Origin of the sequence: Vogesella indigofera (assembly GCF_028548395.1) — a bacterium.
Lineage (GTDB): Bacteria > Pseudomonadota > Gammaproteobacteria > Burkholderiales > Chromobacteriaceae > Vogesella > Vogesella indigofera_A.
The window spans coordinates 227,357-251,098 of sequence record NZ_JAQQLA010000009.1 but is presented as its reverse complement, the minus strand read 5'-3'; the positions used below and the strand labels follow the sequence as shown (position 1 = coordinate 251,098).

Annotated in this window: 21 protein-coding genes; 8 read left to right on the top strand and 13 right to left on the bottom strand. The window is 63.8% G+C overall.

Annotated elements, in window-relative coordinates; genetic code table 11:
- Nucleotides 1-331 precede the first annotated feature (331 nt).
- Nucleotides 332-826, bottom strand: a complete 495-nt coding sequence (locus PQU89_RS14795; RefSeq protein WP_272766487.1) for a 2-thiouracil desulfurase family protein — start codon at nt 824-826, stop codon at nt 332-334.
- Nucleotides 826-2,289: a MocR-like pyridoxine biosynthesis transcription factor PdxR gene (gene pdxR, locus PQU89_RS14790; RefSeq protein WP_272766486.1), complete on the bottom strand. Its 1,464-nt coding sequence runs from the start codon at nt 2,287-2,289 to the stop codon at nt 826-828. The genes PQU89_RS14795 and pdxR overlap by 1 nt, the downstream gene beginning before the upstream one ends.
- 94 nt (nt 2,290-2,383) lie before the next feature.
- Between pdxR and PQU89_RS14785 the strand changes: the two genes are divergently transcribed.
- From PQU89_RS14785 to PQU89_RS14770, 4 genes are all read left to right on the top strand, one after another.
- Nucleotides 2,384-2,785 carry a rhodanese-like domain-containing protein gene (locus tag PQU89_RS14785; RefSeq protein ID WP_272766485.1) on the top strand — a complete coding sequence of 134 codons (402 nt, stop codon included), beginning with the start codon at nt 2,384-2,386 and terminating at the stop codon, nt 2,783-2,785.
- 2 nt (nt 2,786-2,787) lie between these two features.
- Nucleotides 2,788-3,954: a GNAT family N-acetyltransferase gene (locus tag PQU89_RS14780; RefSeq protein WP_272766484.1), complete on the top strand. Its 1,167-nt coding sequence runs from the start codon at nt 2,788-2,790 to the stop codon at nt 3,952-3,954.
- 73 nt (nt 3,955-4,027) lie between these two features.
- Complete coding sequence (locus tag PQU89_RS14775) at nt 4,028-5,461, top strand: hypothetical protein (protein ID WP_272766483.1); 1,434 nt, start codon at nt 4,028-4,030, stop codon at nt 5,459-5,461.
- A 51-nt stretch (nt 5,462-5,512) separates the two neighbouring features.
- The gene (locus PQU89_RS14770) at nt 5,513-7,876 is read left to right on the top strand and encodes a diguanylate cyclase domain-containing protein (protein WP_272766482.1); all 2,364 of its coding nucleotides are present in this window, start codon (nt 5,513-5,515) and stop codon (nt 7,874-7,876) included.
- A 103-nt stretch (nt 7,877-7,979) separates the two neighbouring features.
- On the opposite strand, the gene gabD is transcribed toward PQU89_RS14770, so the two are convergent.
- Together gabD and gabT are read right to left on the bottom strand one after the other, a co-directional pair.
- The gene (gabD, locus tag PQU89_RS14765; RefSeq protein WP_272766481.1) at nt 7,980-9,440 is read right to left on the bottom strand and encodes an NADP-dependent succinate-semialdehyde dehydrogenase; all 1,461 of its coding nucleotides are present in this window, start codon (nt 9,438-9,440) and stop codon (nt 7,980-7,982) included.
- Between the two features lie 77 nt (nt 9,441-9,517).
- On the bottom strand, nt 9,518-10,783 hold the full coding sequence (gene gabT, locus PQU89_RS14760; protein ID WP_120809350.1) for a 4-aminobutyrate--2-oxoglutarate transaminase: 1,266 nt from the start codon (nt 10,781-10,783) through the stop codon (nt 9,518-9,520).
- Nucleotides 10,784-11,067: 284 nt separating this feature from the next.
- Between gabT and PQU89_RS14755 the strand changes: the two genes are divergently transcribed.
- Nucleotides 11,068-11,607 (top strand): hypothetical protein, encoded by a 540-nt coding sequence (locus PQU89_RS14755; RefSeq protein ID WP_272766480.1) that lies wholly within the window; start codon nt 11,068-11,070, stop codon nt 11,605-11,607.
- Entirely contained in the window at nt 11,601-12,029 is a 429-nt protein-coding gene (locus tag PQU89_RS14750; RefSeq protein WP_272766479.1) for a type IV pilin protein, read from the top strand. The genes PQU89_RS14755 and PQU89_RS14750 overlap by 7 nt, the downstream gene beginning before the upstream one ends.
- Nucleotides 12,030-12,198: 169 nt before the next feature.
- On the opposite strand, the gene PQU89_RS14745 is transcribed toward PQU89_RS14750, so the two are convergent.
- The 8 genes from PQU89_RS14745 to PQU89_RS14710 form a co-directional block, all read right to left on the bottom strand.
- Complete coding sequence (locus PQU89_RS14745) at nt 12,199-12,588, bottom strand: type IV pilus assembly protein FimV (RefSeq protein WP_272766478.1); 390 nt, start codon at nt 12,586-12,588, stop codon at nt 12,199-12,201.
- A gap of 78 nt (nt 12,589-12,666) precedes the next feature.
- Nucleotides 12,667-13,758 carry a 3-dehydroquinate synthase gene (gene aroB / locus PQU89_RS14740; RefSeq protein WP_272766477.1) on the bottom strand — a complete coding sequence of 364 codons (1,092 nt, stop codon included), beginning with the start codon at nt 13,756-13,758 and terminating at the stop codon, nt 12,667-12,669.
- Nucleotides 13,759-13,760: 2 nt separating this feature from the next.
- Nucleotides 13,761-14,309: a shikimate kinase AroK gene (gene aroK, locus PQU89_RS14735; protein ID WP_272766476.1), complete on the bottom strand. Its 549-nt coding sequence runs from the start codon at nt 14,307-14,309 to the stop codon at nt 13,761-13,763.
- A gap of 34 nt (nt 14,310-14,343) precedes the next feature.
- Entirely contained in the window at nt 14,344-16,485 is a 2,142-nt protein-coding gene (locus PQU89_RS14730; protein ID WP_272766475.1) for a type IV pilus secretin PilQ, read from the bottom strand.
- Entirely contained in the window at nt 16,482-17,018 is a 537-nt protein-coding gene (locus tag PQU89_RS14725; protein ID WP_272766474.1) for a pilus assembly protein PilP, read from the bottom strand. Before PQU89_RS14725 ends, PQU89_RS14730 begins: the two co-directional genes overlap by 4 nt.
- Nucleotides 17,015-17,629, bottom strand: a complete 615-nt coding sequence (locus PQU89_RS14720) for a type IV pilus inner membrane component PilO (RefSeq protein WP_272766473.1) — start codon at nt 17,627-17,629, stop codon at nt 17,015-17,017. The genes PQU89_RS14725 and PQU89_RS14720 overlap by 4 nt, the downstream gene beginning before the upstream one ends.
- On the bottom strand, nt 17,626-18,216 hold the full coding sequence (locus PQU89_RS14715) for a PilN domain-containing protein (protein ID WP_272766472.1): 591 nt from the start codon (nt 18,214-18,216) through the stop codon (nt 17,626-17,628). Before PQU89_RS14715 ends, PQU89_RS14720 begins: the two co-directional genes overlap by 4 nt.
- Before the next feature lie 3 nt (nt 18,217-18,219).
- Nucleotides 18,220-19,341 (bottom strand): pilus assembly protein PilM, encoded by a 1,122-nt coding sequence (locus PQU89_RS14710; protein WP_272766492.1) that lies wholly within the window; start codon nt 19,339-19,341, stop codon nt 18,220-18,222.
- A gap of 212 nt (nt 19,342-19,553) precedes the next feature.
- On the opposite strand from PQU89_RS14710, the gene PQU89_RS14705 reads away from it, so the two are divergent.
- The gene (locus PQU89_RS14705; protein ID WP_272766471.1) at nt 19,554-21,896 is read left to right on the top strand and encodes a penicillin-binding protein 1A; all 2,343 of its coding nucleotides are present in this window, start codon (nt 19,554-19,556) and stop codon (nt 21,894-21,896) included.
- A gap of 69 nt (nt 21,897-21,965) precedes the next feature.
- Here the strand turns inward: PQU89_RS14705 and arsC are convergent, their stop codons facing one another.
- The gene (arsC, locus tag PQU89_RS14700) at nt 21,966-22,310 is read right to left on the bottom strand and encodes an arsenate reductase (glutaredoxin) (RefSeq protein ID WP_272766470.1); all 345 of its coding nucleotides are present in this window, start codon (nt 22,308-22,310) and stop codon (nt 21,966-21,968) included.
- Nucleotides 22,311-22,423: 113 nt separating this feature from the next.
- Here arsC and PQU89_RS14695 point away from each other — a divergent pair, with 113 nt between their 5' ends.
- Nucleotides 22,424-23,626, top strand: a complete 1,203-nt coding sequence (locus PQU89_RS14695; protein WP_272766469.1) for a multidrug effflux MFS transporter — start codon at nt 22,424-22,426, stop codon at nt 23,624-23,626.
- The last annotated feature ends 116 nt before the right edge of the window (nt 23,627-23,742 follow it).

Below are 23,742 nucleotides of genomic sequence, written 5' to 3'. Positions count from 1 at the left end.
CCCATAAACAAAGCCCAGCTCAACCGAGCTGGGCTTTGTGCTTTGTGGGCGGCCAACGTAGCAGGTCTTGCTGCTGTCGTGCAATCCTCCTGTCCTGAAGCCTCTCGTGCCTGCTGCGGCCAACCTTGTGGCCACACCTCCCATCCGGTTGAAGCTTTACCTGATTGCCAAGCTTGGTACTAAACTGCCCCGGCTCTTGTAGGTAACCCTGCCTATGATTGGACTGCTTCCTGCTTGGTCAGTAACTCGCTTGAATGCCGCTCGCCCGCTGTTGAACAGGACTCCGAATCGAAGCCGCCTGCACGGCGCCAGAGACCGCCCTTGTGGGCGGCTACGCTTGCTGCTTGGCGGTGAGCAGCAGCCTGTCCACCTCGTTTTCATTGAATACGTGAATGCCATGCCGTTGCAACAGGGCAGTGGTTACGCCGCTGCCTTGCTGCAATTGCTGATCGAAGTGGCCGCTATAGATCTGCCGGTTGCCGCAGGACGGGCTTTTGGCCTTGAGCAGTGCCTGCCGGCAGCCGTGATGGATGGCGCTGTCGAGTGCCTGGCGCGCGCCGTCGATGAATGCGCAGCTGACATCCTGCCCTGTCTGTGTGATAACGCGGGCGCGGCCGTCGAGTACGTCACCACCGTCGCCGCCACTGATTTCGGCCGCTGGTCGCGGTGTCGGCAAGCCGCCTTGGCACTCCGGGCAGATGCTGAGCAGCTGATAGCGACGACTCAATTCGAAGAGTTCCGGTGCCGGCAGGGCCTTGCCGTGGCCGTCATAGCGCACCGGTTGACCCAACAGGCAGGCGCTGACCAGTAGTGGCGGCTTGTTCATCACTTCTTCCCCTGTTCCTGAAATAGCCTGGCCAGTACCTGAGCGCCATGCCGGATCGCGTGCTGGTCGACGCCGGCGTAGCCCAGTACCAGACCTTGCTGTTGTGGTGTCGCCAGGTAGTGGCGCGCCAGTGGCCGCAGCCAGACGCCCTGAGTCGCGGCGGCCTGACTCAGCGACTGCTCCTGCAGCCCGGGCGGCAGGCTGGCCACCAGATGCATGCCGGCTTCTCCGGGCGATAACGCCAGCTGCTCGGCGGCCGAGTCGGCCAGTGCCTGACGCAGTACCTGTTGCCGCTCACGATACAACTCGCGCATGCGGCGCACGTGGCGGGCGAAGTGTCCGGCGGCGATAAAGTCGGCCAGCGCCGCCTGTACCGGATACTGGCCTTCCCGGTACAGACGGGCATTGGCGCTGCGAAAGGCGTCGATCAGCGCGTCCGGCACCACCAGATAGCCGATGCGTAGGCCGGGGTACATCACCTTGCTGAAGGTACCGACGTAGATCACCCGTTCGTCCGGTGCCATGCCCTGCAGTGCCGGCAGAGGTTGCGAGCGGTAGCGAAATTCACTGTCGTAGTCGTCCTCGATGATCCAGGCTTGTGCCTGTTCGGCGTGCTGCAGCAAGGCCAGCCGTCGCGACAGGCTCATCACCACCCCGGACGGATACTGGTGCGATGGCGTGGTGTAGATCAGGCGCGGTGGGCGTGGATCGGCGACCAGTTGCGGTGCCAGCCCTTCGCTGTCCACCGGTGCCGGTAGCAGCGTCAGGCCGGCACCGCGGAACGCGGCATGGGCGCCGGCATAGCCTGGCTCTTCCACCCAGGCGACGTCACCGGGGTCGGCCAGCAGCCGGGCCACCAGCTCCAGCCCTTGCTGCGCGCCGTTGGTGATCAGGGTCTGTTCCGGCCGGCAACGGACCGAGCGCGACAGTTGCAGGTACTCCGCCAGCACCTCGCGCAGCGCCGGCAGGCCGCCGTCGGCGGTGTAGTTGAGCATGGCCGGCGCTGCCTGCCGCTGGTGGCGCGACAGCAGCTGCTGCCAGCAGTGATGCGGGAACTGGCGGATCTCCGGCACCCCCGGTGCGAAGGCGCCGCTCAGCCCCTGCGGCAGGCCGCAGCTGGCGAACAGGCTGGCACCGCGCGCCGACAGTCCCAGCGGCAGGTGCCGCGCCGGCTGCGGCGTCTGCTGCCGCTGGCGGAACAGACCGGTGACATAGGTGCCGGCCCCGTGGCGCGTGCTCAGGTACCCTTCCGCCTGCAGTTGTTCATAGGCGTTCAGCACCGTGTTGCGGCCAACCTTGAGGCTGGCGGCCAGCTCGCGGCTGGCTGGCAACAGTGTGTCGCCGGCCAGACGGCCATCGCTGATCCACTGCCGCAGCAACCGCATCAGCTGCCGTGACAGGCCTTCCTTGCTGTGCCGCTCCAGGCTGGCGGCGAGTGCCTCGCTGATCCACGCTGCTTGCAAAGTGGTTCCCCTTCGCTGTCATAAACTGGCCCTTGGACGGGGCCGTAAATGTTTTACCATGAAGTGGTCGGGATACCAACGGAGCGGAAGCAGAATGGATCAAATCGCGTTTTACCAGGCTAAGCTGGCCTTCGAAATTGACAGCTGGGATGTGGCAGAACAGCAGAAGCAGGGCAAGGCTCTGCTGCTGGTGGACGGCCGCTCGGCCGCGGCCCATGCCGAGGAAACGCTGCCCGGCGCCATCAGCCTGCCACATCGCACAATCAGCGCAGACAGCACCGCGCAGCTACCGCGCAACGTATTGCTGGTGACCTTCTGCGACGGCATCGGCTGCAATGCCTCCACCAAGACCGCGCTGAAGCTGACCGAGCTGGGTTTTACGGTGAAGGAGCTGCAGGGCGGGCTGGATTGGTGGAAGCGCGACGGCTACCCCACGGTGGCTGGCGGCGCCAGCTGCGACATCAACACGGCGGCCGACTGCGGCTGCGGAGGCTGAACATGGACATGCAATACGACACCTACGGCCAACCATTGGGGTTTCCGGTCGAAAACTGGCAGGGTGCCACCCCGCCGCAGCGCGTCACCCTGCCGGGGCGCAGTTGCCGCGTGGAGCCGTTCAGCCGCCAGCAGCATGGCGCCGGGCTGCGTGCGGCGCTGGAGCTGGATGTGGATGGCCGCGACTGGGCCTACCTGATGCCGCGCCCGCAGACGGATGCCGACTGGAGCAACTGGTTCGGCATGATGGAAGACAGTCGCGACCCGCTGTTCTTCGCCATCGTCGACCAGGCCAGCGGCCAGGCGATCGGCAGCTGCAGCTATCTGCGTATCGATGCGGCGGGCGGGGTGATCGAAATCGGCTGGCTGCGCTTCTCGCCGCTGCTGCAGCGTAGCGTGGCCGCCACCGAGGCGATGTACCTGCTGATGCGTCAGGCTTTCGACTGGGGCTACCGCCGCTACGAATGGAAGTGCAATGCGCTGAATGCGCCGTCGCTGCGTGCCGCCGAGCGGTTGGGCTTCACCTTCGAGGGCATCTTCCGCCAGGCGCGGGTGAACTGGGGGCTGAACCGCGACACCGCCTGGTTCAGCCTGCTGGACAGCGAGTGGCCGGCCAACCGCACCGTGCTGGAAGCGTGGTTGAATGCGGCCAACTTCGACGCCGAGGGCCGCCAGTGTCGCAGCCTGGACGAGTGCCGCCGCAGCCTGACGGCGCAGACGCAGCAGGACGGCGTGCGGCTGGCCACGCTGGCCGATCTGCCGCAGCTGGCGGCGCTGTTCGACGGCTACCGGCAGTTTTACGGACGTCACGACGATGCGGCCACCTCGCAGGATTTCATCCGCCAGCGCTTGCTGCAGGGCGATACCACCATTCTGGTGTACCAGCGCGCCGGGGAATTGCTGGGCTTCACCCAGCTTTGTCCGCTGTTCAGTTCGGTGGCGGCGGCGCCGGTGTGGCTGCTGAACGACCTGTATGTGGCCGAGCACGCGCGGCGGCGCGGCGCGGGGCGGGCGCTGTTGCAGGCGGCGGCCAGCGTAGCCGCCGCGCAGGGTGTGGTCAGGCTGGATCTGGTGACGGCCATCGACAATGCCGCGGCGCAGGCGCTGTACGCCAGCATGGGCTGGCAGCGCGATGTGGTGTTCCGGCGTTACCAGCTGGCACTAAATTAGCCTAACTGTTAGCTATGCTTCTGGCGTCGGAGTAAAATCAACGGTTTTACAAGGCAGTATCGACGCCAGACGCATGAAATCCCATCCGCGCAATGTCCCGATCAAGGGCGATCCATTCATTCCCAGCCGTTTCATCTTTGGTGACGCCGTCGAAGAGAAGGGGCTGGAGCCTTACGAATACGTGATTCATACCCAGGAACCGGTGTTCGTCTGTCGTCTGGTGGGCATGGACCTGACGCCGTTTGACGGCCGCGACCAGGACGGCTTCCGCAGTGTGGTGCTGTACGACGAAAGCCATCACCTGACGCACTACGTCACCAACTCCGGCTTCCGCCTGTTCGATTTCAACTTCTGGGGCGAAATCCCGACCGCCGCACAATTGCAGAAGATCTGCGACGAGGCGATGCAGGTCTACCAGCGGCTGCAGAAAGCCTATATCGACCGCGAGGTGGCACCGAAGGAGCGCGATTTCCGCCTGGTGCCGACCGAGCCGCTGCCACCGGTAGAGCGGCAGGCGCGCATCGCCGAGCTGGTTGCCCTCAGCCGCGACGCGGTGCAGAACCCAGTGAAGCGCATCCAGCTGGCGGCGCTGGTACAACAGGCACTGTCCGGCGGCGACCAAGCGGTGTTTACCGAGTCGCAGCTGGCGCTGCAGGGCGAGCCGCCGGCGCGCAAGCTGCTGCTGGATTGCGCCCACGACACCATCGCCTTCCCCGAGGTGATGCGCCCGGACGGCAATGTCGCCTCCTACGAGCTGTGGGCATTCCCGGTGGTGTTCTCGCGGGCGCAGGGCGGGGTGTGGTGGCACTTCCCGCTGCTGGAGCAGGTGGAGCCACAGCTGGCCGAGGCGCTGACACTGGCGCCGGAAACCATCCTGTGGATGTCGCCGACCATCTTCACCGTCGACAGCCTGGCCGAGCGCAGCTGCCAGTCGCTGGTGCATCTGGCGCCGACCATGGATGCCGGTTGCGACTTGGCGCTGCACGACGTCGCCGCCTCGCGCGCCAGTTTCGAGGCGGCCTCCACCGTCAACGAGCCGCAGCTGGTGCTGGCGTGGCTGCCGTTCATCGTCGAGCGCGGCAAGTTGCCGCTGGCGCAGGTGCGTCGCCACGCGCGCGAGGCGCTGGACACCACCATGCCGCTGGTGCAGCAGGCGCTGTCGGCGGAGATGGTGTACGGCGAGGCCGAGCTGTTCATGCCGCTGCCGTGGTGGGAAGCGCTGGCCGCCGGTACCGCCGCCTACAACCGCAAGCGTTTCGCGCTGACCATGGCGGTGCTGGCCGGCAGCGAATTGCCGGACGGGCTGCACGCCGAAGCGGAGTACCAGCCGGAACACCAGGCTTACAATGTGCGCCTGCTGGGCGGCTCGCAGCAGCTGCTGGCCCACACGCCGTGGCTGCTGACGCCGGACCTGAGCCCGGATCGCAGCCTGGTTTGGCAGGACCTGCAGTCCTGCCTGCAGCAGGCCGGGATTCCGGTCACCGAGCACGCCCCGAAGCTGCATTGAGCGGCGCCGCCTGTCATAGCCAACCGTTGCCGAGGGGTGCCGAGCCGGGTCATGTTTAAGAGTGTGCTGTTGTCGACGCTGCGCCTGCGCCTGCTGGTGCTGGGTGGCCTGTTCCTGGTGCTGCCGCTGCTGCTGGTCGGTGGCGGAGCCTATGTGCAGAGCCGCACCGCGCTGCGCGAGGTGCAGGCGCTCAGCCTGGAAACCCTGGCAGCAAGGTTGGCCGCCGATGTCGACGACCGCGTGCGCACGCGGCAGGTGCTGCTGGAGCAGGCTGCGGCCAACCTGCAGCTGGCACCGGAGCAGTTCGAGCAGCAGGGCGCGGCGCTGATTGCCCGCTTCCGCTACCTGAAGGGCATGTTCAATAGCGTGTTGCTGTACGACCGCAAGGGCAATGTCATCGCCGACTACCCCGGACTGCCGGGACGGCTCGGCCTCAATGTCGCCGATCAGGACTACTTCCGCGCCACCCGCGACTCGCTGCGGCCGCAGGTGTCGGAGCCGGTGCGGATGAGTGGTGGGCTGAATCGCACCGTGATCGTGTTCACCGCCCCGGTGTTCAGCGCCGAAGGCCAGCTCGCCGGGGTGCTCGGCGGCAGCCTGGAATTGTATTCGCCGGAATTCTTCGGCGAACTGAAAAACATCGCCATCGGGCAAGGCGGTTTCCTGACCATCCACAGCATACGCAGCCAGCTCGCCATCCTGCACGCCGATGCCGCTGACGGTATGCCGGCGGCGGTGGCGGCCGACCCGTTGCTGCAGCGCGCCCTCGGTGGCGCTGCTGGCCAGGCTGCGGTGGGCGACAGCCATGGCGTGCCGGCGCTGCAGGTCTACCAGCGCCTGCGTAACGTGCCGTGGTTGCTCGGGGTGGTGCTGCCGCTGCACGAGGTGATGCTGCCGGCGCACGTGCTTGGCGGCCACTATCTGCTGTTGCTGCTGGTTGCGCTGCTGCTGTCGCTGCCGCTGGCGTGGTGGGGCATGCGCCGCCTGCTGCGGCCGCTGGGCCGGCTGCAGAACCAGCTCACGGTGCTGCAGGGGGATCCGTACGCCACGACAGCCGCGCTGGGCTGTCGCGAGCTGCAGCGCATCGCCCACGAGGTGGCGGCCGCCTGCCGTCGCCGCGCCGACTGCGAGCAGCAGCTCGCCGCGCGCGACGCGCTGTTCAGCACCTTGAACGAGGTGTCGCCGATGGGCGTGCTGGTGGTGGATGCGCAGGCGCGCCTGCAGTCGCTCAATCCGGCCAGCATGCGTGTCGCCGGCTTGCCGGCGGCGGAGATCGGCAACTGGCTCGGTCGTCACTGGCTGGACGAGATCCACCCCGACAGCCTGCCGCAGGTGGCCGGACAGTGGCAGCAATTGCTGGCCACCGGCAGCGGCTTCGAGCTGCTGTGCCGGTTGCGGCATCGCGACGGCTGCCGAGTGATGGTGGAGCTGCGCTTCAGCGAGCTGGCCGCCAGCGGCGGCGAGCGCCGCTTCCTCGGTCTGGTCAGCGATGTCAGTGCCCGCGAAGAGGCGCGCGGCAGCCTGCAGGCCGAGCGCGAGCGCAGCCTGCTGCTGCTGGGCTCGATCAGCGACGCGGTGGTGCTGACCAACCGCATGGACGAGGTGGAGTACGCCAACCCGCCGGCGCTGGCGCGCTTCGGGGTGCCGGCATCGGACGTGCTCGGCCGCCTGCTGGGTGTGTTCATGAATCTGGTCAGCCCGGAGACAGGGCTGGCGGTGCCGCTGCGCGACATCGAGCGCGACGCTGCCGGCAAGCCGCTGGCGCTGGATCTGCTCAGCCGCGACATGCGGGTGCAGCCGGTGCAGCTGACCCTGTCGGTGATGGCCGGCAGCGGCGCGCTGCAGGGCTACAAGGTGGTGGTGCTGCGAGATGACAGTGAGCGGCAGCAACGCGTACAGCAGCAGCGCTGGGAGGCCAGCCACGACGTGCTGACCGGGCTGCGCAACCGTCGCGGTTTCCTTGCCGCGCTGGGCGAGGTGCTCGACGACAACCGCGTGCACTACCAGCCGCACGTGCTGGCGATGATCGACCTCGACCACTTCAAGGCGGTCAACGACAGCGCCGGCCAGCAGGGTGGCGACCTGCTGTTGCAGGATGTGGCGCGCATCATGCAGCGCCAGGTGCGCAGCAGCGACATAGTCGCCCGCCTCGGTGGCGACGAGTTCGCCATCCTGCTGTGTCACTGCGAGCTGGAAGTCGCCGAACGCATGCTGCGCGAGCTGTTGCAGGCGATCGACGCCCACATCGTCTATCTGGGCGAGCGCGCGTTCCGCATCAGCGCCAGCATTGGCGTGACCATGATCCAGCCGCAGGACGAACGGGCGCAGCCGGTACTGTCCCGCGCCGACGACGGCTGCTACCAGGCCAAGCAGCGCGGCCGCAATTGTCTGGTGCTGCACGCCGGCAAGCTCTGACGCCGGTACCGTGGCTGGCGGTGCACCAATAACAAAGCCGGTGTCACTGACACCGGCTTTGTTGTGCACAAGGTTGGCCGCAAGCGACCAGCCTGTTTGACGCTTACTGGTCGATACCGCCCAGAAGCACGTACTTGATCTCCAGGTAGTCTTCGATGCCGTACTTGGAGCCTTCGCGGCCGAGGCCGGACTGCTTCACGCCACCGAACGGTGCGGCTTCGTTGGACAGGATGCCGCTGTTGACGGCGACCATGCCGTATTCCAGGCCTTCGGACACGCGGAAGATGCGGCCGATGTCGCGGGCGTAGAAGTAGGACGCCAGGCCGAACTCGGTGTCGTTGGCCATCTGGATGGCGTCGGCTTCGGTCTTGAAGCGGAACAGCGGCGCCAGCGGGCCGAAGGTTTCTTCCTTCGCCACTTTCATTTCCGGGGTTACGCCGGTGATCACGGTCGGCTCGAAGAAGCTGTAGCCCAGTTCGTGGCGCTTGCCGCCGGTCACCAGGTTGCCGCCCTTGGCCAGCGCGTCGGCGATGTGTTCTTCCACCTTGGCCACCGCGTTCTCGTCGATCATCGGACCCTGGGTGATGCCGGCTTCCAGGCCGTTACCCACGTTCAGCTTGGCGACCGCGGCGGCGAATTTCTCGGCGAAGGCATCGTACACACCGTCCTGCACCAGCAGGCGGTTGGCGCAGACGCAGGTCTGGCCGGCGTTGCGGTACTTGGAGATCATTGCGCCTTCCACCGCGGCATCCAGGTCGGCGTCGTCGAATACGATGAACGGTGCGTTGCCGCCCAGTTCCATCGATACCTTCTTCACGGTCTCGGCACACTGGCTGATCAGCTTGCGGCCAACCTCGGTGGAGCCGGTGAAGGAGAATTTCTTCACGGTGTCGCTACCGGTGAGCACGCCGCCGATTTCGGTGGAGCCGCCGGTCAGTACCGAGAACACGCCAGCCGGGATGCCGGCACGCTCGGCCAGCACGGCGATGGCCAGTGCTGACAGCGGGGTCTGGCTGGCCGGGCGCACCACCATCGGGCAGCCGGCGGCCAGCGCCGGGGCAGCCTTGCGGGTGATCATGGCGTTGGGGAAGTTCCACGGCGTGATCGCGGCGGTAACGCCGATCGGCTCCTTGGTCACCAGGATGCGCTTGTCTGCACCGGTGGACGGAATGGTGTCGCCGTAGATGCGCTTGGCTTCTTCGGCATACCACTCGATGTAGCTGGCGCCGTAGGCGATTTCGCCACGGGCTTCGGCCAGCGGCTTGCCCTGTTCCGAGGTCAGGATCACCGCCAGGTCATCCTGGTTCGCCATCATCAGGTCGAACCACTTGCGCAGGATGCCGGCGCGTTCCTTGGCGGATTTCTTCTTCCAGCTCTTGAAGGCTTTGGCGGCGCCGTCCACGGCGCGCTGGGCTTCGGCACGGCCCATTTTCGGTACGTGGGCGATGGTTGCACCGGTGGCCGGGTTGGTCACCGCGATGGTTTCGCCGCTATCGGCATCCAGCCACTGGCCGTTGATGTAGCACTGCTGGCGCAGCAGGGAAGGATCTTTCAGGTTCAGCATGGTGTTGTGTCCTTGTATGCAATGCGGCCAACGTTGCGTGTCGCAAGGTTGGCCGCAATCTATTTCAGCTCGGGTGATCAGGCCTTGATGGCGGCAACCAGTTTCTGCAGCGCTTCATCGAAGATGGCGTCTTCGATGGTCAGCGGGAACAGGAAGCGCACCACATTACCGTATACGCCGCAAGTCAGCAGGATCAGGCCGGCTTCCAGTGCCTTGGTCTGTACCTTCTTGGTGAAGTCGGCATCCGGCTCGTGGCTGCCGGCCTTGTTGAACTCGACGGCGATCATCGCGCCCAGGCCACGTACGTCGGCGATCTGCGGGATGTCGGCTTTCAGGCCGTTCAGCACTTCCTTCAGCTGGCTGCCCAGCTTGTTGGCGCGCTCCAGCAGTTTTTCTTCCTGGATGGCATCGATCACCGCCTTGGCCGCGGCCAGTGCCAGCGGGCTGCCGGCGTAGGTGCCGCCGAGGCCGCCCGGTGCCGGTGCGTCCATGATCTCGGCCTTGCCGACCACGGCGGACAGCGGGAAGCCGCCGGCCAGCGATTTGGCCAGCGTGGTCAGGTCCGGGGCGACGTCGTAGTGGTCCATGGCGAAGAACTTGCCAGTACGGGCAAAGCCGGCCTGCACTTCGTCGGCGATCATCAGGATGCCGTGCTGGTCACAGATGCGGCGGATTTCACGCACCCATTCGGCCGGCGCGGAGTAGAAGCCGCCTTCGCCCTGTACCGGTTCGAAGATGATGGCCGCCACGCGGCTGGCTTCGATGTCGTACTTGAACAGTTTTTCGATGCTGGCGATGGAGTCGGCTACCGATACACCGTGCAGTTCATTCGGGAATACGCCGTGGTACACGTCGGACGGGAACGGACCGAAACCGATCTTGTACGGGGCGACCTTGCCGGTCAGTGCCATGCCCATCAGCGTGCGGCCGTGGAAGCCGCCGCCGAAGGCGATGATGCCCGGACGGCCGGTGGCGGCGCGGGCGATCTTCACTGCGTTTTCCACGGCTTCGGCGCCGGTGGTGTAGAACGCGGTTTTCTTGGCGTGGCTGCCAGGGGTCATCGCATTCAGTTTTTCTGCCAGCTCGATGTACAGCTCGTAAGGCACGACCTGATAGCAGGTGTGGCTGAACTTGTTCAGCTGTTCGGCAACGGCCGCTTGCACCTTGTCATGCAGGTGGCCGGTATTGAGTACGCCGATGCCGCCGGCGAAGTCGATGTAGCGCTTGCCTTCGGTGTCCCAGATCTCGGCGTTCTTTGCGCGCTCGGCGAAGAAGGAACACATAACACCCACACCGCGCGGGGTGGCATTGGCTTTACGCTGCATCAGTTCTTGCGGACTCATGAATTTCTCCTTTAGACGGCCCTGCCTTATCTGCTGGAGATGAGCTCGCCCAGCACTGGCTAGAGTATTGGCTCATTCTATGCTGGTGTTTAGTAAAAAGCTACGGGTGATCGATAAGTTAAACATGTGTCGTCGCAAAATTACCAATCCCGCCTGGCGCAGGTTGGAGTGACGCCGCGCGCCACACTGCGGCCAACTTGTTGCGATACATCTTCCTGATTTTTAATGCCAATTAAAAATCATATGGCATTATTTGTTGATGGTTAGCCGAGGAGGGAGCGGGCATGTCGCGGGTCGATGGCTTTTCACTGTTGCAACTGTTGATGGCGTTGCTACTCGGCGGCATTGTGCTGTCGTTTGCCATCCCGGCGTGGAGTGGCATGGTGCGGGAACGGGTGCTCCAGGCCTATATCAGCCGCCTGAACGTGCTGTTGTTGCGCGCCAGGAACGATGCCCTGCTGCGACAGCAGCCGGTGCATGTCTGTGCCGTCAACATGAAGCTGAATCAGGATCCGCAGGGCTGTTTTGCCAATCCGCCGCTGAGTGCCGGCGAGCGGCACTGGCGCGAGGGTGTGCTGCTGTACCAGGACCGGGCGGGTGGCCGGTTGGCGCTCTACGACTCCAAGGAGGCGTTGCAGGTGCTGGCGCTGAAAACCACGTCGGCGGCGCCGCAGTTGCTGGTGTCGGTGCCGCGCTTCGAAGTCGGGGAGTGGGGCGGGCTGAAGAACGTGCAGTCGGTGCGCTTCACGCTGCAGGATCAGCACGGCGGCTGCCAGCAACTACTGGTGTCGGTGCCGATGCGCATCCGCACGCTGCCATGCTAGCGCGGTGCGGCTTCACCCTGCTTGAGCTGCTACTGGTGCTGGTATTAATCGGCATCCTGTCGGCGGCAGCCTTGCCGGCGTATCAGGGCTATGTGCAGCGCAGCCAGCGGGCGCAGGCGATTGCGCTGCTGCAGGAAAATGCGATTTTTCTGGAAGAGTTTTACCATCGCCACGGCAGTTACAAGCTGACGCCGACGCGCTGGCCGGCACTACCGGCCCCGCTTTCGCCACCCGACGGGGTGGCGCAGTACCAGCTGGCATTCGGCTCCTTGCCACGCAACACCGACGACGGTTACTACGTGCTGCGTGCCACGCGCTTGCAGGTGACGGATGAAACGGAGGTGATTTCCCTGACGCAAACCGGGATCATCAAGCGGTGTGTCCGGCGTGACGGCGTGGAGCAGTGCGAGCTGGTGTACTAGGCCGCGGCAGTTGTCGGCTCGCTACAGGACTGGGGCGTAGGCAGCAGACTGCGTGCTGGCGGTGAGCGCCTATGCTGATGTCGGCGCGTAGCGCGGCAGGCAGTATCTGGCTGACTTGGTAGAAGGTGATGGGCTTGCCGGTCGCGCTGCGCGCTGAACGGCAAGCGGCTTAGTGCGTGTGTTGCTGGAACAGCGGGTAGTCCGGCGCCAGGCTGCGGCCAACATGGCAGATGTGCGCCCACTCTGGGCGGTGCGCCAGTTTGCTCTGCAGTGTTGCCGCCAGCTGGCAGTAGTCGTGGCTGCTTTCCAGCAGGAAGTAGGTGTGCAGCAGCAGGATGTGTGCCGGCAGGTTGTCCGGCTCGGTACGGATGGTGTGGCGCAGCACTTGCCGTGCCCGCTTGTAGCGCTGGTAGGTGAGGTACACCTCGGCTTCGCCGACCGGATCGATGCCGCGCTGCCGTGGTGGCACGAAGCGCAACTGGTGCATCAGCTCGCCCGGGTGGGCAATGTCGGCAACGGTATCAAAGGCTTTGGCGACATCGGCAAGTAGGCGCAGCATGGTGATCTCTCCTCGTTGGAGCAACCATTTTGCAGTGCGCTACCGGCCGCGACAATTCGTAGAAATGCGTAGTGGTATTTACGGGGCGCTGCCGACAAAACGGCTGTTCAGGGTCTGCTCCAGGATTGCGGCAGGCAGCTTTGCGACAACAGCATGACCCAGCGTCTGCAGCAGTACGAAACGGATCTCGCCACCTTCCACTTTTTTGTCATGACCCATCAGCTCGATCCAGCGTGCCGTGCCCAGTGCCGGTGCGAGTGTCGGCAAGCCGGCCTGCTGCAGGATCGTCTCCACCCGTGTGACCTGCGTCTGATCCAGCCAGCCCAGTTGTCGTGACGCTTCGGCTGCCAGCAGCATGCCGGCGCCGACGGCTTCGCCGTGCAGCCAGGTGCCAAAACCGAGGCCGGCCTCGATGGCGTGGCCAAAGGTGTGGCCAAGATTGAGCAGGGCGCGCATGCCCTGTTCCTTCTCGTCCTGCGCCACGATGTCGGCCTTCATTTTGCAGGAGTACTCCACCGCGTAGGCCAGCGCCTGCTTGTTGCGCTTGCGCAGCGCGGGCATGTTCTGCTCCAGCCAGCCCAGAAACTGCTCGTCGCCCAACAGACCGTATTTGATGATCTCGGCCAGGCCCGCCGACAGTTCACGCTCCGGCAGCGTGTCAAGCAAGTCCATGTCGGCAATCACCGCTTGCGGCTGGTAGAACGCGCCTATCATGTTCTTGCCTTGCGGATGATTGATCGCGGTCTTGCCGCCGACGGAAGAGTCGACCTGTGCCAGCAGGGTGGTCGGAATCTGGATGAAGGGTACGCCGCGCTGGTAACAGGCGGCGGCAAAACCGGTCATGTCGCCAATAACGCCACCCCCCAGTGCGATCAGCGTGGTGCTGCGCTCGCAGCGGTGCGACAGCAGCGCGTCAAAAATCTGGTTCAGGGTGTCCCAGGTCTTGAAGTCCTCCCCGTCCGGCAGTACCACCGGCAGACAGCTGATGCCGGCCTGCTCCAGGCTGCGCAGCAGAGGCTCAAGATACAGCGCCGCTACCGTGGTGTTGGTGACGATGGCCACGCGGGGTTGCTTGAGGTGGGGGGTAATCAGCTCGACCTTGCCGAGTAACTGCTGACCGATGTGAATGGGGTAACGGGTATCGGGAAGAACAAGATCGAGCGTTTTCATGGTCAGTTGGACTTTTGGCAGGTCAGAATCTCGGCCAACTGCTGTTCCAGGCGGGCAATCAGCACGTTAACGTTTTGATGGGAGGTGTCGATGGTCAGGTCAGCCACTTCGCGATACAGCGGATCGCGCTGGGCAAACAGCTCTTCCAGCTTGGCGCGCGGGTTGCCGGTCTGCAGCAGCGGGCGGCTCTTGTCATGCAGGGTGCGGGCCAGAATGTCGTCGATCTGGGCGCGCAGATAGATCACGGTGCCATGGCTGCGCAGTGCCTGCCGGTTTTCCGGCGCCAGAATGGCGCCGCCACCGGTGGCCAGCACGATGTTGTCCATCGCGCACAGCTCGGCAATGGTGTCGCGCTCTCGCTCGCGAAAGCGCTGCTCACCCTCGATGTCGAAGATGGTGGTGATGCGAACACCGGTGCGTTTTTCGATTTCGTGATCCGAGTCGAAAAATTGTTTGCCGGTGTGGCGGGCAAGGGTGCGGCCAACCGTGGTTTTGCCGGCACCCATCAAGCCGACCAGAAAGATATTGCCTGCCAGTTTCATGCCCAGCATTGTAAAGGAAGTGTTGGCACGCTGTCGCCTGCCCTTAGCGGGCAATCAGTTCGTTTTCGACAATCCGCGGCGTGATGAAAATCAGCAGTTCGCGGCGGTTGTTGGTGACGGATTTGTTGCGGAACAGGACGCCAAGCAAAGGGATATCGGCCAGCAACGGCACTTTGTTTTCGACATTATTTTCTTCCTGCACATAAATGCCGCCAATCACGACGGTGCCGCCATTTTCGACGCGCACCTGGGTATCGACGGTCTTGTTGTCGATGGCCGGGCCGGCATCAAGCGACAGTTTGGTATTCGGCGTGTCCTTGGTGATGTTGAGTTCCATGATGATGTCGTCTTCCGGCGTCACCTGCGGCGTCACCGACAAGCTCAGGTTGGCTTTCTTGAAGGTGGTGGTCGACTTGCCGTTGTCGTCGATGGACTGGTAGGGGATCTCGGTGCCTTCGGTGATGGTCGCCTTGGTGCGGTCCGCGGTCAGGATGCGCGGGCTGGACACCACTTTGCCCTTGTCCTCGGCCTGCATCGCGGACAGCTCCAGGCCGATCAGGGTGCTGGCGTTCTTGAAAATGGCACCGATGCTGGCGCCGGCAAGTCCGGCCGGCAGGTCGATGTTGGGATTCCATACCGAGGGTGCGCCAAGAACACTGCCGGTGCCTGGAATGGGCATGCCGGAGCCCTCTTCGCCATTCCAGTTGCCGATGGCGGTATCACCGCCGACTTTGGTGACACCAAGGCGCACGCCCAGGTCGCGCTGGAAGTTGTCCTTGGCTTCGACGATACGCGCCTCGATCAATACCTGTCGTAGCGGCACGTCCAGAATCTCGATGACCTTGCGGACTTCCTCGATCATCGACACGCCGGCGCGGGCAATCAGGCGGTTGGAGCGGCTGTCGGCCATCAGCGTCAGGGCGTTGTTGACGGTGGTGGCGGAGCGGGAGTTGGCGCCGGTTTCGTTGCTGTTGCTTTCCCTTTCGGTTTCCGCCACTTGGCTAAACCGTCCCAAGTCCTTGATCGCGTCCTTGATTTCTTCGGCGGCACGATAACGGATGGTGAAGGTCTCGGTGATGAACGGTTCCGATGTTTTCTTGATGCGGTTGGCTTCGGCGATCTGGCGTTCGATGCTGACCAGCTCACTGCGCGGCGCGATGCGGATGACGTTGCCGACCTGGCGCTTTTCCAGGTTTTTCTGGGTCAGGATCAGGTCCAGTGCCTGGTCCCAGGGGACGTCATTGAGGCGCAGGCTGAGGCTGCCGGTCACGCTGTCGCTGGTGATAATGTTCAGGCCGGTGAACTCGGCGATGACTTGCAGCAGCGAGCGCACATCGACGGTCTGGAAATTGAGCGACAGGCGTTGCCCCTTGTAGCTGGTCTTGCCCTGTGCCAGCAGGTTGGCCTCGGCCTCTTCCTGCGACACGGCGCGAATCTCGACCACCAGCTGGCGTTCGGTCTGGTAGGAGGAGTACTCCCAGGTGCCGCCAGACTGGATGGCAATCCGGCTGCCGCTGTTCTGGTTGACGGCATCGACGCGGCTGCTCGGGGTGGCAAAGTCGGTGACGTCCAGGCGTCGCTCGAGGTGGCGTGGCAACTTGATGCCGGCCAGGTCCACGATCAGGCTGTTACCTTCGCGCTTGATGTCCACCGGGCTGTTGCTGGTCGGCAGGTCGACGATGATGCGTGCCTCGCCTTTGCTGCCGCGGCGGAAGTCGACATTGGCCACCTGGCGGGCAGTACCAAGGTTGGCCGCAGCGGGGTTGGCAATCGGGCTGCCGGCGGCGGCGAGCGGCTTGTCGGCGGTGTTGAAGCTCACCAGCAACTGCTTGCCGTCAATGCGGGTGCTGTGCGCGCTGCTCTTGTTGAGGTTGAGCACCAGCCGTGTGCGATCGCTGCTTTCGACGATGGTGGCGGCGTTGAGTAGTTCGCTGTTGAATGGCAGCAGGTTCTTGCCGGTCTGGTTCTTGGTGTCCTTGAAGTCGAAGGCGATGCGCGGTGGGCTGATGATGGAAAAGCTGGCCGGCGTGGTCGGCGCTTCGGCAAAACTGATGGCCAGCACCGGTTCGTTTTGGCTGTTGTTGACGAGATCGATGGCGGTGATGGCATTGGCGGCGAACAGGGCCGGGGAGAGGCCGGCCAGGAGCAGGCTGCTGGCCAGTGTTTTCAGGTAATGCTTGTTCATGGTTTTGCCCCTTGTTCCTGCTGTAGCAGGTACAACGTGTTTTCTTGTTGTACCCACTCCCCATTGATGTTTTCCACGGTTTCTTCCAGTACCACTTCGGTTTCGCTGACTTTGCGCACGATGCCAAAGTTGGGGCCGACAAAACTGCCGGGCCGCACGCGGTAGATGCCGTTGTCGGGAGTCTGGATCAGCCCGAAATACTGCTTGTTGAAGCGCAGGGTGCCGGTCAGTTTGAGCTGGCTCAGCTCGTAGTTTTCCAGTACCTCGCGCGGCCGGTTGCTGTTGAACAGCCCTTTGACCTTGTTGCGTGCCAGCTGCAGTCGCGCCGGATCAAACGGTGAACCCAGCTGGGCGCTTTGAAACTGGTAAGGCTGGTAGGGCTGCATCGGTGGCAAGGGCTCGACCTTGCCGTGCAGATCCTTGCCGGCGTGTTGCATCCATTGTTCGATGCTTTCCTGCTCGGCGCCGCAGGCGCTCAGCGCCAGTAGGCAGGATAGGATGATGACGATACGTTGACGGGCTGTTTTCATCATGGTTTACCGGCCTTGGCGGCCTGTTCGCCGGCCTCCAGTGCGCGATAGGTTTTGGCGGTGGCCTGCAGCAACAGGCGGTCTTCCTTGGCGCTGCCGTTCGGGCTCAGGGCAATGTCGCCGATGGTCACGATGCGTGACAGCTGTGCCACGTCGTTGACGAAGGTCGCCAGCTCGCCATAGCTGCCACTGAGGCGGATCTGGATCGGCAGGGTGGCGATTTGCGCCGCCTTGGTTTCGCTGCCGGGGCGGAACAGCTCGAACAGCAGGCCGCGGCCAACCCCGGCCTGGTTGATTTCGGTGAGCAAGGCCGGCATCTCGGCCTTGGTCGGCAATTGCTTGAGCAGGGCGCCAAAAGACGATTCGATTTCTTTCAGCTGGTTTTCAAGCGCGGCCAAATTGGCAACCTGGCGCTTCTTGTCGAGGAAGCTTTCCTTCAGCTGTACTTCCTTGGCTTGCTGGCGCTCGATCTGGTCCTGCAGGTCGGCAAACACGAAGTAGTAGGCCAGCCCCAGGATGGCCGCAATCATGACGACCAGACTGCTGATCTGCGGCCCGAGTGGTAAATCCGGCAGGTTTTTGAGGTCGAGTTGACGGAATTCATCCAATGTCATGGCGTTGCCCTTGGTACGGCCGGCACGGGTTGGCTGGCACTGGTCTCCGGTGCGCGGAGGGAGAGACTGAGGCTGAAGTCATTGGCGCGCACATTGTCGACCAGTGTGGAGCTGACCTCGATCAGGATCGGCGTACTGAACACCTCGGACTGCTCCAGGTTGCGCATCAGGGTCGAAACGCGGGCGCTGGACAAGGAGGTGCCGCTGAGTGCAATGGTGGTGCCGGTCTGTTTGAAGCTCTTGATGAATACCCCTTCCGGCAGGGTTTTGATCAAGTGGTCAAAAATCCGGGTGGCTTCGGTACGGCTATTCTGCAGCTGTTCAACCAGCTCCTTGCGCGATAGCAACGCCATGCGCTGCTGTCGCAGGTTCTCGATATTGCTCAACTGCTGGTCGAGCTGAGCAATCGCCTGCTCCAGCTGCTGGTTGCGGCGCTGCTGTTCGCTGAGGGTGCTGTCCAGCCAGCTATAGCCGGCGTAGGACAGCCCCAGTCCGGCGAGGAGCGCCGCGGCCAGCATGTTCTGGAAGCGCTTGCGGTGGGCCGCCTTTTTCAGTTCGCGGTGGGGGAGCAGGTTGATCCGGATCATGGTTCAGTCGAATCTCCGCAGGGCCAGTCCGCACGCGACCAGTAACGATGGCGCATCCAGCAGCAGGTTTTTCAGCTCGACGTGCGAGGAGTGCGTCATGGTGGTAAACGGGTTGGCGATCATGGTGCTGATCTGGGTGCGGCCAAGCACGGCATCGTCCAGTCCGGCCAGCATGCTGGAGCCGCCGGCGAGCAGGATGTAGTCGACACGCAGGTACTGCGAGACGCTGACGCTGGTGTAGAAAAACTGCAGCGCGCGCTGGATTTCCTGTGCCAGCGAATCGACGAACGGGCGCAGCAGCTCGTTCTCGTAGCCTTCCGGCAGCATCATGGTGCGCTTGCCGTGCTCCGACTCTTCGTGGCTGTAGCCGTAGCGGCGCTGGATGTCGCGGGTGAGCTGGCTGCCGCCGAAGGCCTGTTCGCGGTAGTACAGCTGCTGGCCGTTGCGGATTACCGAGCAGTGGATGGCGGTGGCGCCGATGTCGAACAGGGCGAAGGTCTGGTTGATGCCCTGGTCCGGTAGTTGCTGCTGCAGCTGCTCGAAGGCGGTCAGCATGGCAAAAGCATCAATGTCGACCACATCGACCTTCAGTCCCGCCATTTCGGCTACCGCCACGCGTTCCTCGACTTTTTCCTTGCGCGCGGCGCAGATCATCACGTCGAGGTCATTGCCGCTGTTGGCGGACGGGCCGAGTACCTGGTAGTCGAGGTTGACCTCGTCCAGCGGGAACGGGATGTACTGGTTGGATTCGGTTTCCACCAGCATGGCCAGGTCGTCGGGGTGCTGGGCTGCCGGCACCAAGATTTTCTTGTAGATCGCCATCGCGGTGGGCAGGGCGATGGCCACCCGCTTGCAGGAAGAGCCGAGATGGCGACGGGCGTGGCGGATGGCCTCGGCAACGGCTTCCATGTTCTGGATATTGCCCTCCACCACCGCGTCCTTGGGTAGCGGTTCGACGACGTAGCGCTCCAGCTGCGGGCCGCGGCCGGCGCTGCTGAGCTCGACCAGCTTGATGGCACTGGAGCTGATGTCCATGCCGAGCAGACCGTGCTCGGTCGTGCTCAGCAGCGGTGCCAAGGCTTTTTTCAGTCTGGAAACATCCAGTGAGGGTTTCTTGTCAAACATCGTTTTCAAGCCGCGCCTGTCTTGATTGCTGACTGGGCGCGGCCAACCTCCGGTCTTGTGGCCATTGATCGGCTGGTGGTCATCCGCGGCACGGCTGCGATGACCGGCTGAGGCGCCGTTACGTATCGTCGCTATCTGAAAAAGGTATAATGCGCCATCCTTCTGAAAGGCAAGAGCTTCACTACCCACTTATGTTGCCACGCATTCTCTCCGTGACCGCCGGCATTATTGCCGGCCTGACCATCCTGGTGCTGGGTCTGGCCGTGATCGCCATTCTGGTGACCTATCCGCGCCTGCCGAGTCTGGATGTCCTGACCGATTACCGCCCGAAAATCCCGTTGCGTGTCTATACCCAGGACAAGGTATTAATCGGTGAATTTGGCGAGGAACGGCGTTCTTTTACCAAAATCGGTGATGTGCCACAGTTGATGAAACAGGCGGTTTTGTCGGCGGAAGATGAGCGTTTCTACCAGCATGGCGGCATTGATTACATTGGCGTAATGCGTGCCGCAGTCGGCAACATAGTATCCGGGCGCACGCATTCCGGTGCAAGCACGATCACCATGCAGGTGGCCAAAAACTTCTTCCTGTCCAGCGAGAAAACCTTTACCCGGAAATTCAATGAAGCGCTGCTCGCATTCAAGATTGAGCACACTTTATCGAAAGACCAGATTCTCGAACTCTATTTCAATCAAATCTATCTGGGACAGCGTGCCTACGGCTTCTCCGCCGCGGCGCAAACCTATTTCGGCCGCCCGCTGCAAAGCCTGAGCGTGGCGGAGATGGCGATGCTGGCCGGTTTGCCGAAGGCACCATCCAGCTACAATCCCGTTGTCAATCCAGAACGGGCAAAATTACGCCAAGCCTATGTTTTACGCCGCATGCATGAGCTGCGCTACATCACCGCCGAGCAGTACGAGGCGGCCAGAAGCGAGCCGCTGCGCCTAGCCATTGCCAATCCGGACACCTCGCTGCCGGCGCAGTACGTGGCGGAAATGGTGCGCCAGGCGATGTACGAGCGTTACAAGGACGGCGCCTACACCGAAGGGTTTCGCGTTTTTACCACAATCGACAGTCGTCACCAGCAGTGGGCATTTGACGCGCTGCGAGCCGGGCTGATGGACTATGACAGCCGCCAGCCGTACCGTGGCCCGGAGTCGTTTGTCGACCTCAGCAAGGTGGAAGACGCCGATCTGGAGGAAACCCTGGATGAAACGCTGGCCGCGGTGCGCGACAGCGGCAACATGCAGCCGGGCGTGGTGCTGTCGGCCTCGCCGTCGGCGGTGACCGCCTATCTGCGCGGCGGACGCAAGCTGCAGATCCGCGGCCGCGGTCTGACCTTTGCCCGCAGCGCGCTGTCGGAACGGGTGACCCCGGTACAGCGCATCCGTCGTGGCGCAGTGATCCGCATCGTGGAGCAGGGCAATCACGCCAGCATTGTACAGATGCCGACGGTGGAAGGCGCCTTCGTGGCGATGGATCCGGCCAATGGCGCGATCCGTTCCCTAGTCGGCGGCTTCGACTTCAACCGCAGCAGCTTCAACCACGTGACCCAGGCCATGCGCCAGCCGGGCTCCACCTTCAAGCCCTTCGTCTACTCCGCCGCGCTCGATCGCGGCTTCACGCCGTCGACCATGATCAACGACGCGCCGATCACGGTCGATCCGCAGACCATCGGCGGCCAAAGCTGGGATCCGAAGAACGATGACGGCAAATATGCCGGCATGATCACGATGCGCCGTGCACTGGCGCTGTCGAAAAACCTGGTATCGATCCGCATCCTGATGTCGATCGGCACCGACTTCGGCCAGCAGTATGTGCAGCGCTTCGGCTTCGAGTCGAAGAACATCCCGGCCTACCTGACCATGGCGCTGGGCGCCGGCCAGGCCTCGCCGCTGCAGATGGCGGAAGGCTACGCCGTGTTCGCTAACGGCGGCTACCGCACCCGCGCCTATTTCATCGACCGCATCGAGGATGCCGGTGGCCGCCTGCTGGCGCGCACCGAGCCAGCGGTGGCGGGGCGCAACGCGGCGCAGGCGATCGATCCGCGCAATGCCTACATCGTCAGCAACATGCTGAAGGACGTGGTGCGCTACGGTACCGCCAACCGCGCCACCGCGCTGGGGCGCGGCGACATCTCCGGCAAGACCGGCACCACCAACAACTTCCGCGATGCCTGGTTTGCCGGCTTCACCCCGTCGCTGGTGGCGGTGACCTGGGTTGGTTTCGACCAGCCGCGCAGCCTCGGCCGTTACGGCTACGGCGGCACCGCGGCGCTGCCGATCTGGATCAACTATATGAACAATGCGCTGAAGGGCGTGCCGGACATCGAGTTGCCGCCGCCGCCGGGCATCGTGGTGCGCCCTGGCGCTGCCCTGCGCGGCAACGACGAGTACTATATGGAAGAGTTCCAGCGTACCAATCCGCAGCTGAGCATCAACAACCGCGGCACGGTGCCGGGTAGCGGCAACGTGACGCCGGACGAGACGGCGCCGGCCGAGGAAGCGGCGCCGGCGGGCGACGCGGTGGAAAACGTGAAGGAACTGCTGTTCTGAACGTTGGCCGCAGCGGCAAGGCAACAAGGCCAGCGTTTGCTGGCCTTGTCGTTTCGCGGTGCGGCGCCGTTACAGCAGCGACAGTACCTGTTCCGGCGGTCGGCCGATCACGGCACGGTCGTCGAGCAGCGCGATCGGGCGCTCCAGCAGTTGCGGATGGGTGTGGATCGCCTGTAGCAGGTGTTTGTCTTCCAGCGACACGTCGTCCAGGTGCAGGCGGACGTAATCGTCCTCCTTGCTGCGCATTATCTGGCGCGGGCTGACGCCCAGCGCCCGGCACAGCTGCTGCAGCTCCTCGATGCTGGGCGGTGTTTTCAGGTATTCCACGATCTCGAGCGGGGCTGCCCGCTCCTGTAACAGTTTTAATGCTTCTCTGGATTTCGAGCAGCGCGGGTTGTGATAAAAACGGATCATGAATCGCTACTTTCTGCTATGTCTTGGGAGTTCTTGAACACACTGTTGTTCGTCAGCGCCGCCGTGGCGTGCTACGGTGCCGATTATATTTCCTAGCCCGTTCTTTGCCGACTATGCCTGAATCGTCCCGCCAGCGCCACGCGGTGCTGGCCCTGCTGCTTGCCGCGCTGGCCACCCTCGGCCCGTTCTCCATCGATACCTTCCTGCCGGCGATGGCCGATATCGGCGTGGCGCTGTCCGCCTCGCCGCTGCAGATGCAGCAGGCGCTGTCGGTCTATCTGTTCTGCTACGCGCTGATGATGCTGTGGCATGGCGCCATTTCCGACAGCGTCGGGCGGCGGCCGGTAATCCTGGTGTCGTGCCTGTGCTTTGCCATCGCCTCGGTCGGCTGCGCGATGGCCAACGACCTGTCGACGCTGCTGCTGTTCCGCGGTATGCAGGGGCTGTGCGGCGGCGCCGGGCTGGTGGTCGGTCGCGCCATCATCCGCGACCGTTTCCAGGGTCACGACGCGCAACGCATGATGTCGCAGGTGACGATGCTGTTCTCGGTGTCGCCGGCGATTGCGCCGGTGGTCGGCGGCCTGCTGTTCGGCAGTTTCGGCTGGCGCTCGATTTTCGTGTTCATGGCGCTGCTAGGCCTGCTGCTGTTTGCCGCCTGCTGGCGCAGCCTGCCGGAAACGCTGGCGCGCGAGGTGCGCCCGCCGTTTGCCTGGCGGCAGCTGGCACGTAACTATCTGGAGGTTGGCCGCAAGCGCGAATTCCAGTTGCTGGCGCTGGCGGTGTCGTTCAACTTCGCCGGCTTCTTCCTCTATATCCCGTCGGCGCCGGTGTTCGTGATGCAGCACCTGGGGCTGGGCCACGACCAGTTCATCTGGATGTTCGGCCCGGCGGTGGGCGGCATCATGCTCGGCGCCTTCCTGTCCGGGCGGCTGGCCGGGCGGCGCAATGCGCGGCAGCTGGTGTCGCTGGGCTACGGCCTGATGTTCGGCGCCGCGGCGCTCAACGTGCTGTCGGCGTGGTTGTTGCCGCCGTCGGTGTGGAGCAGCGTGCCGCCGCTGGCGCTGTATTCGACCGGGATGTCGCTGTCGGCGCCGTCGATCACCATCGTGCTGATGGACCAGTTCCCGCACCTGCGTGGCACGGTGTCGTCGATGCAGGGCTTCACCCAGACCATGTTCTCCAGTCTGATCGCCGGGGTGATCGCACCGCTGGTGTGGACGTCGACGCTGTCGCTGGCGCTGACCATGAGCGGCCTGCTGCTGACCGGCTTCCTGCTGCGCAGCGCCTACCGCCGTCGCGTCAGCCGCGCGGGGTAAAGCGCGGTCCGCGAGCTGCGGCGCCGGCGTGATCCGGCGCGAGCATGGGCGAAAACAAGTGTACTGATATGGCCAGCCACGGCGCTTTGCTGGCCAACGCCGCCTGGCCTGATCTT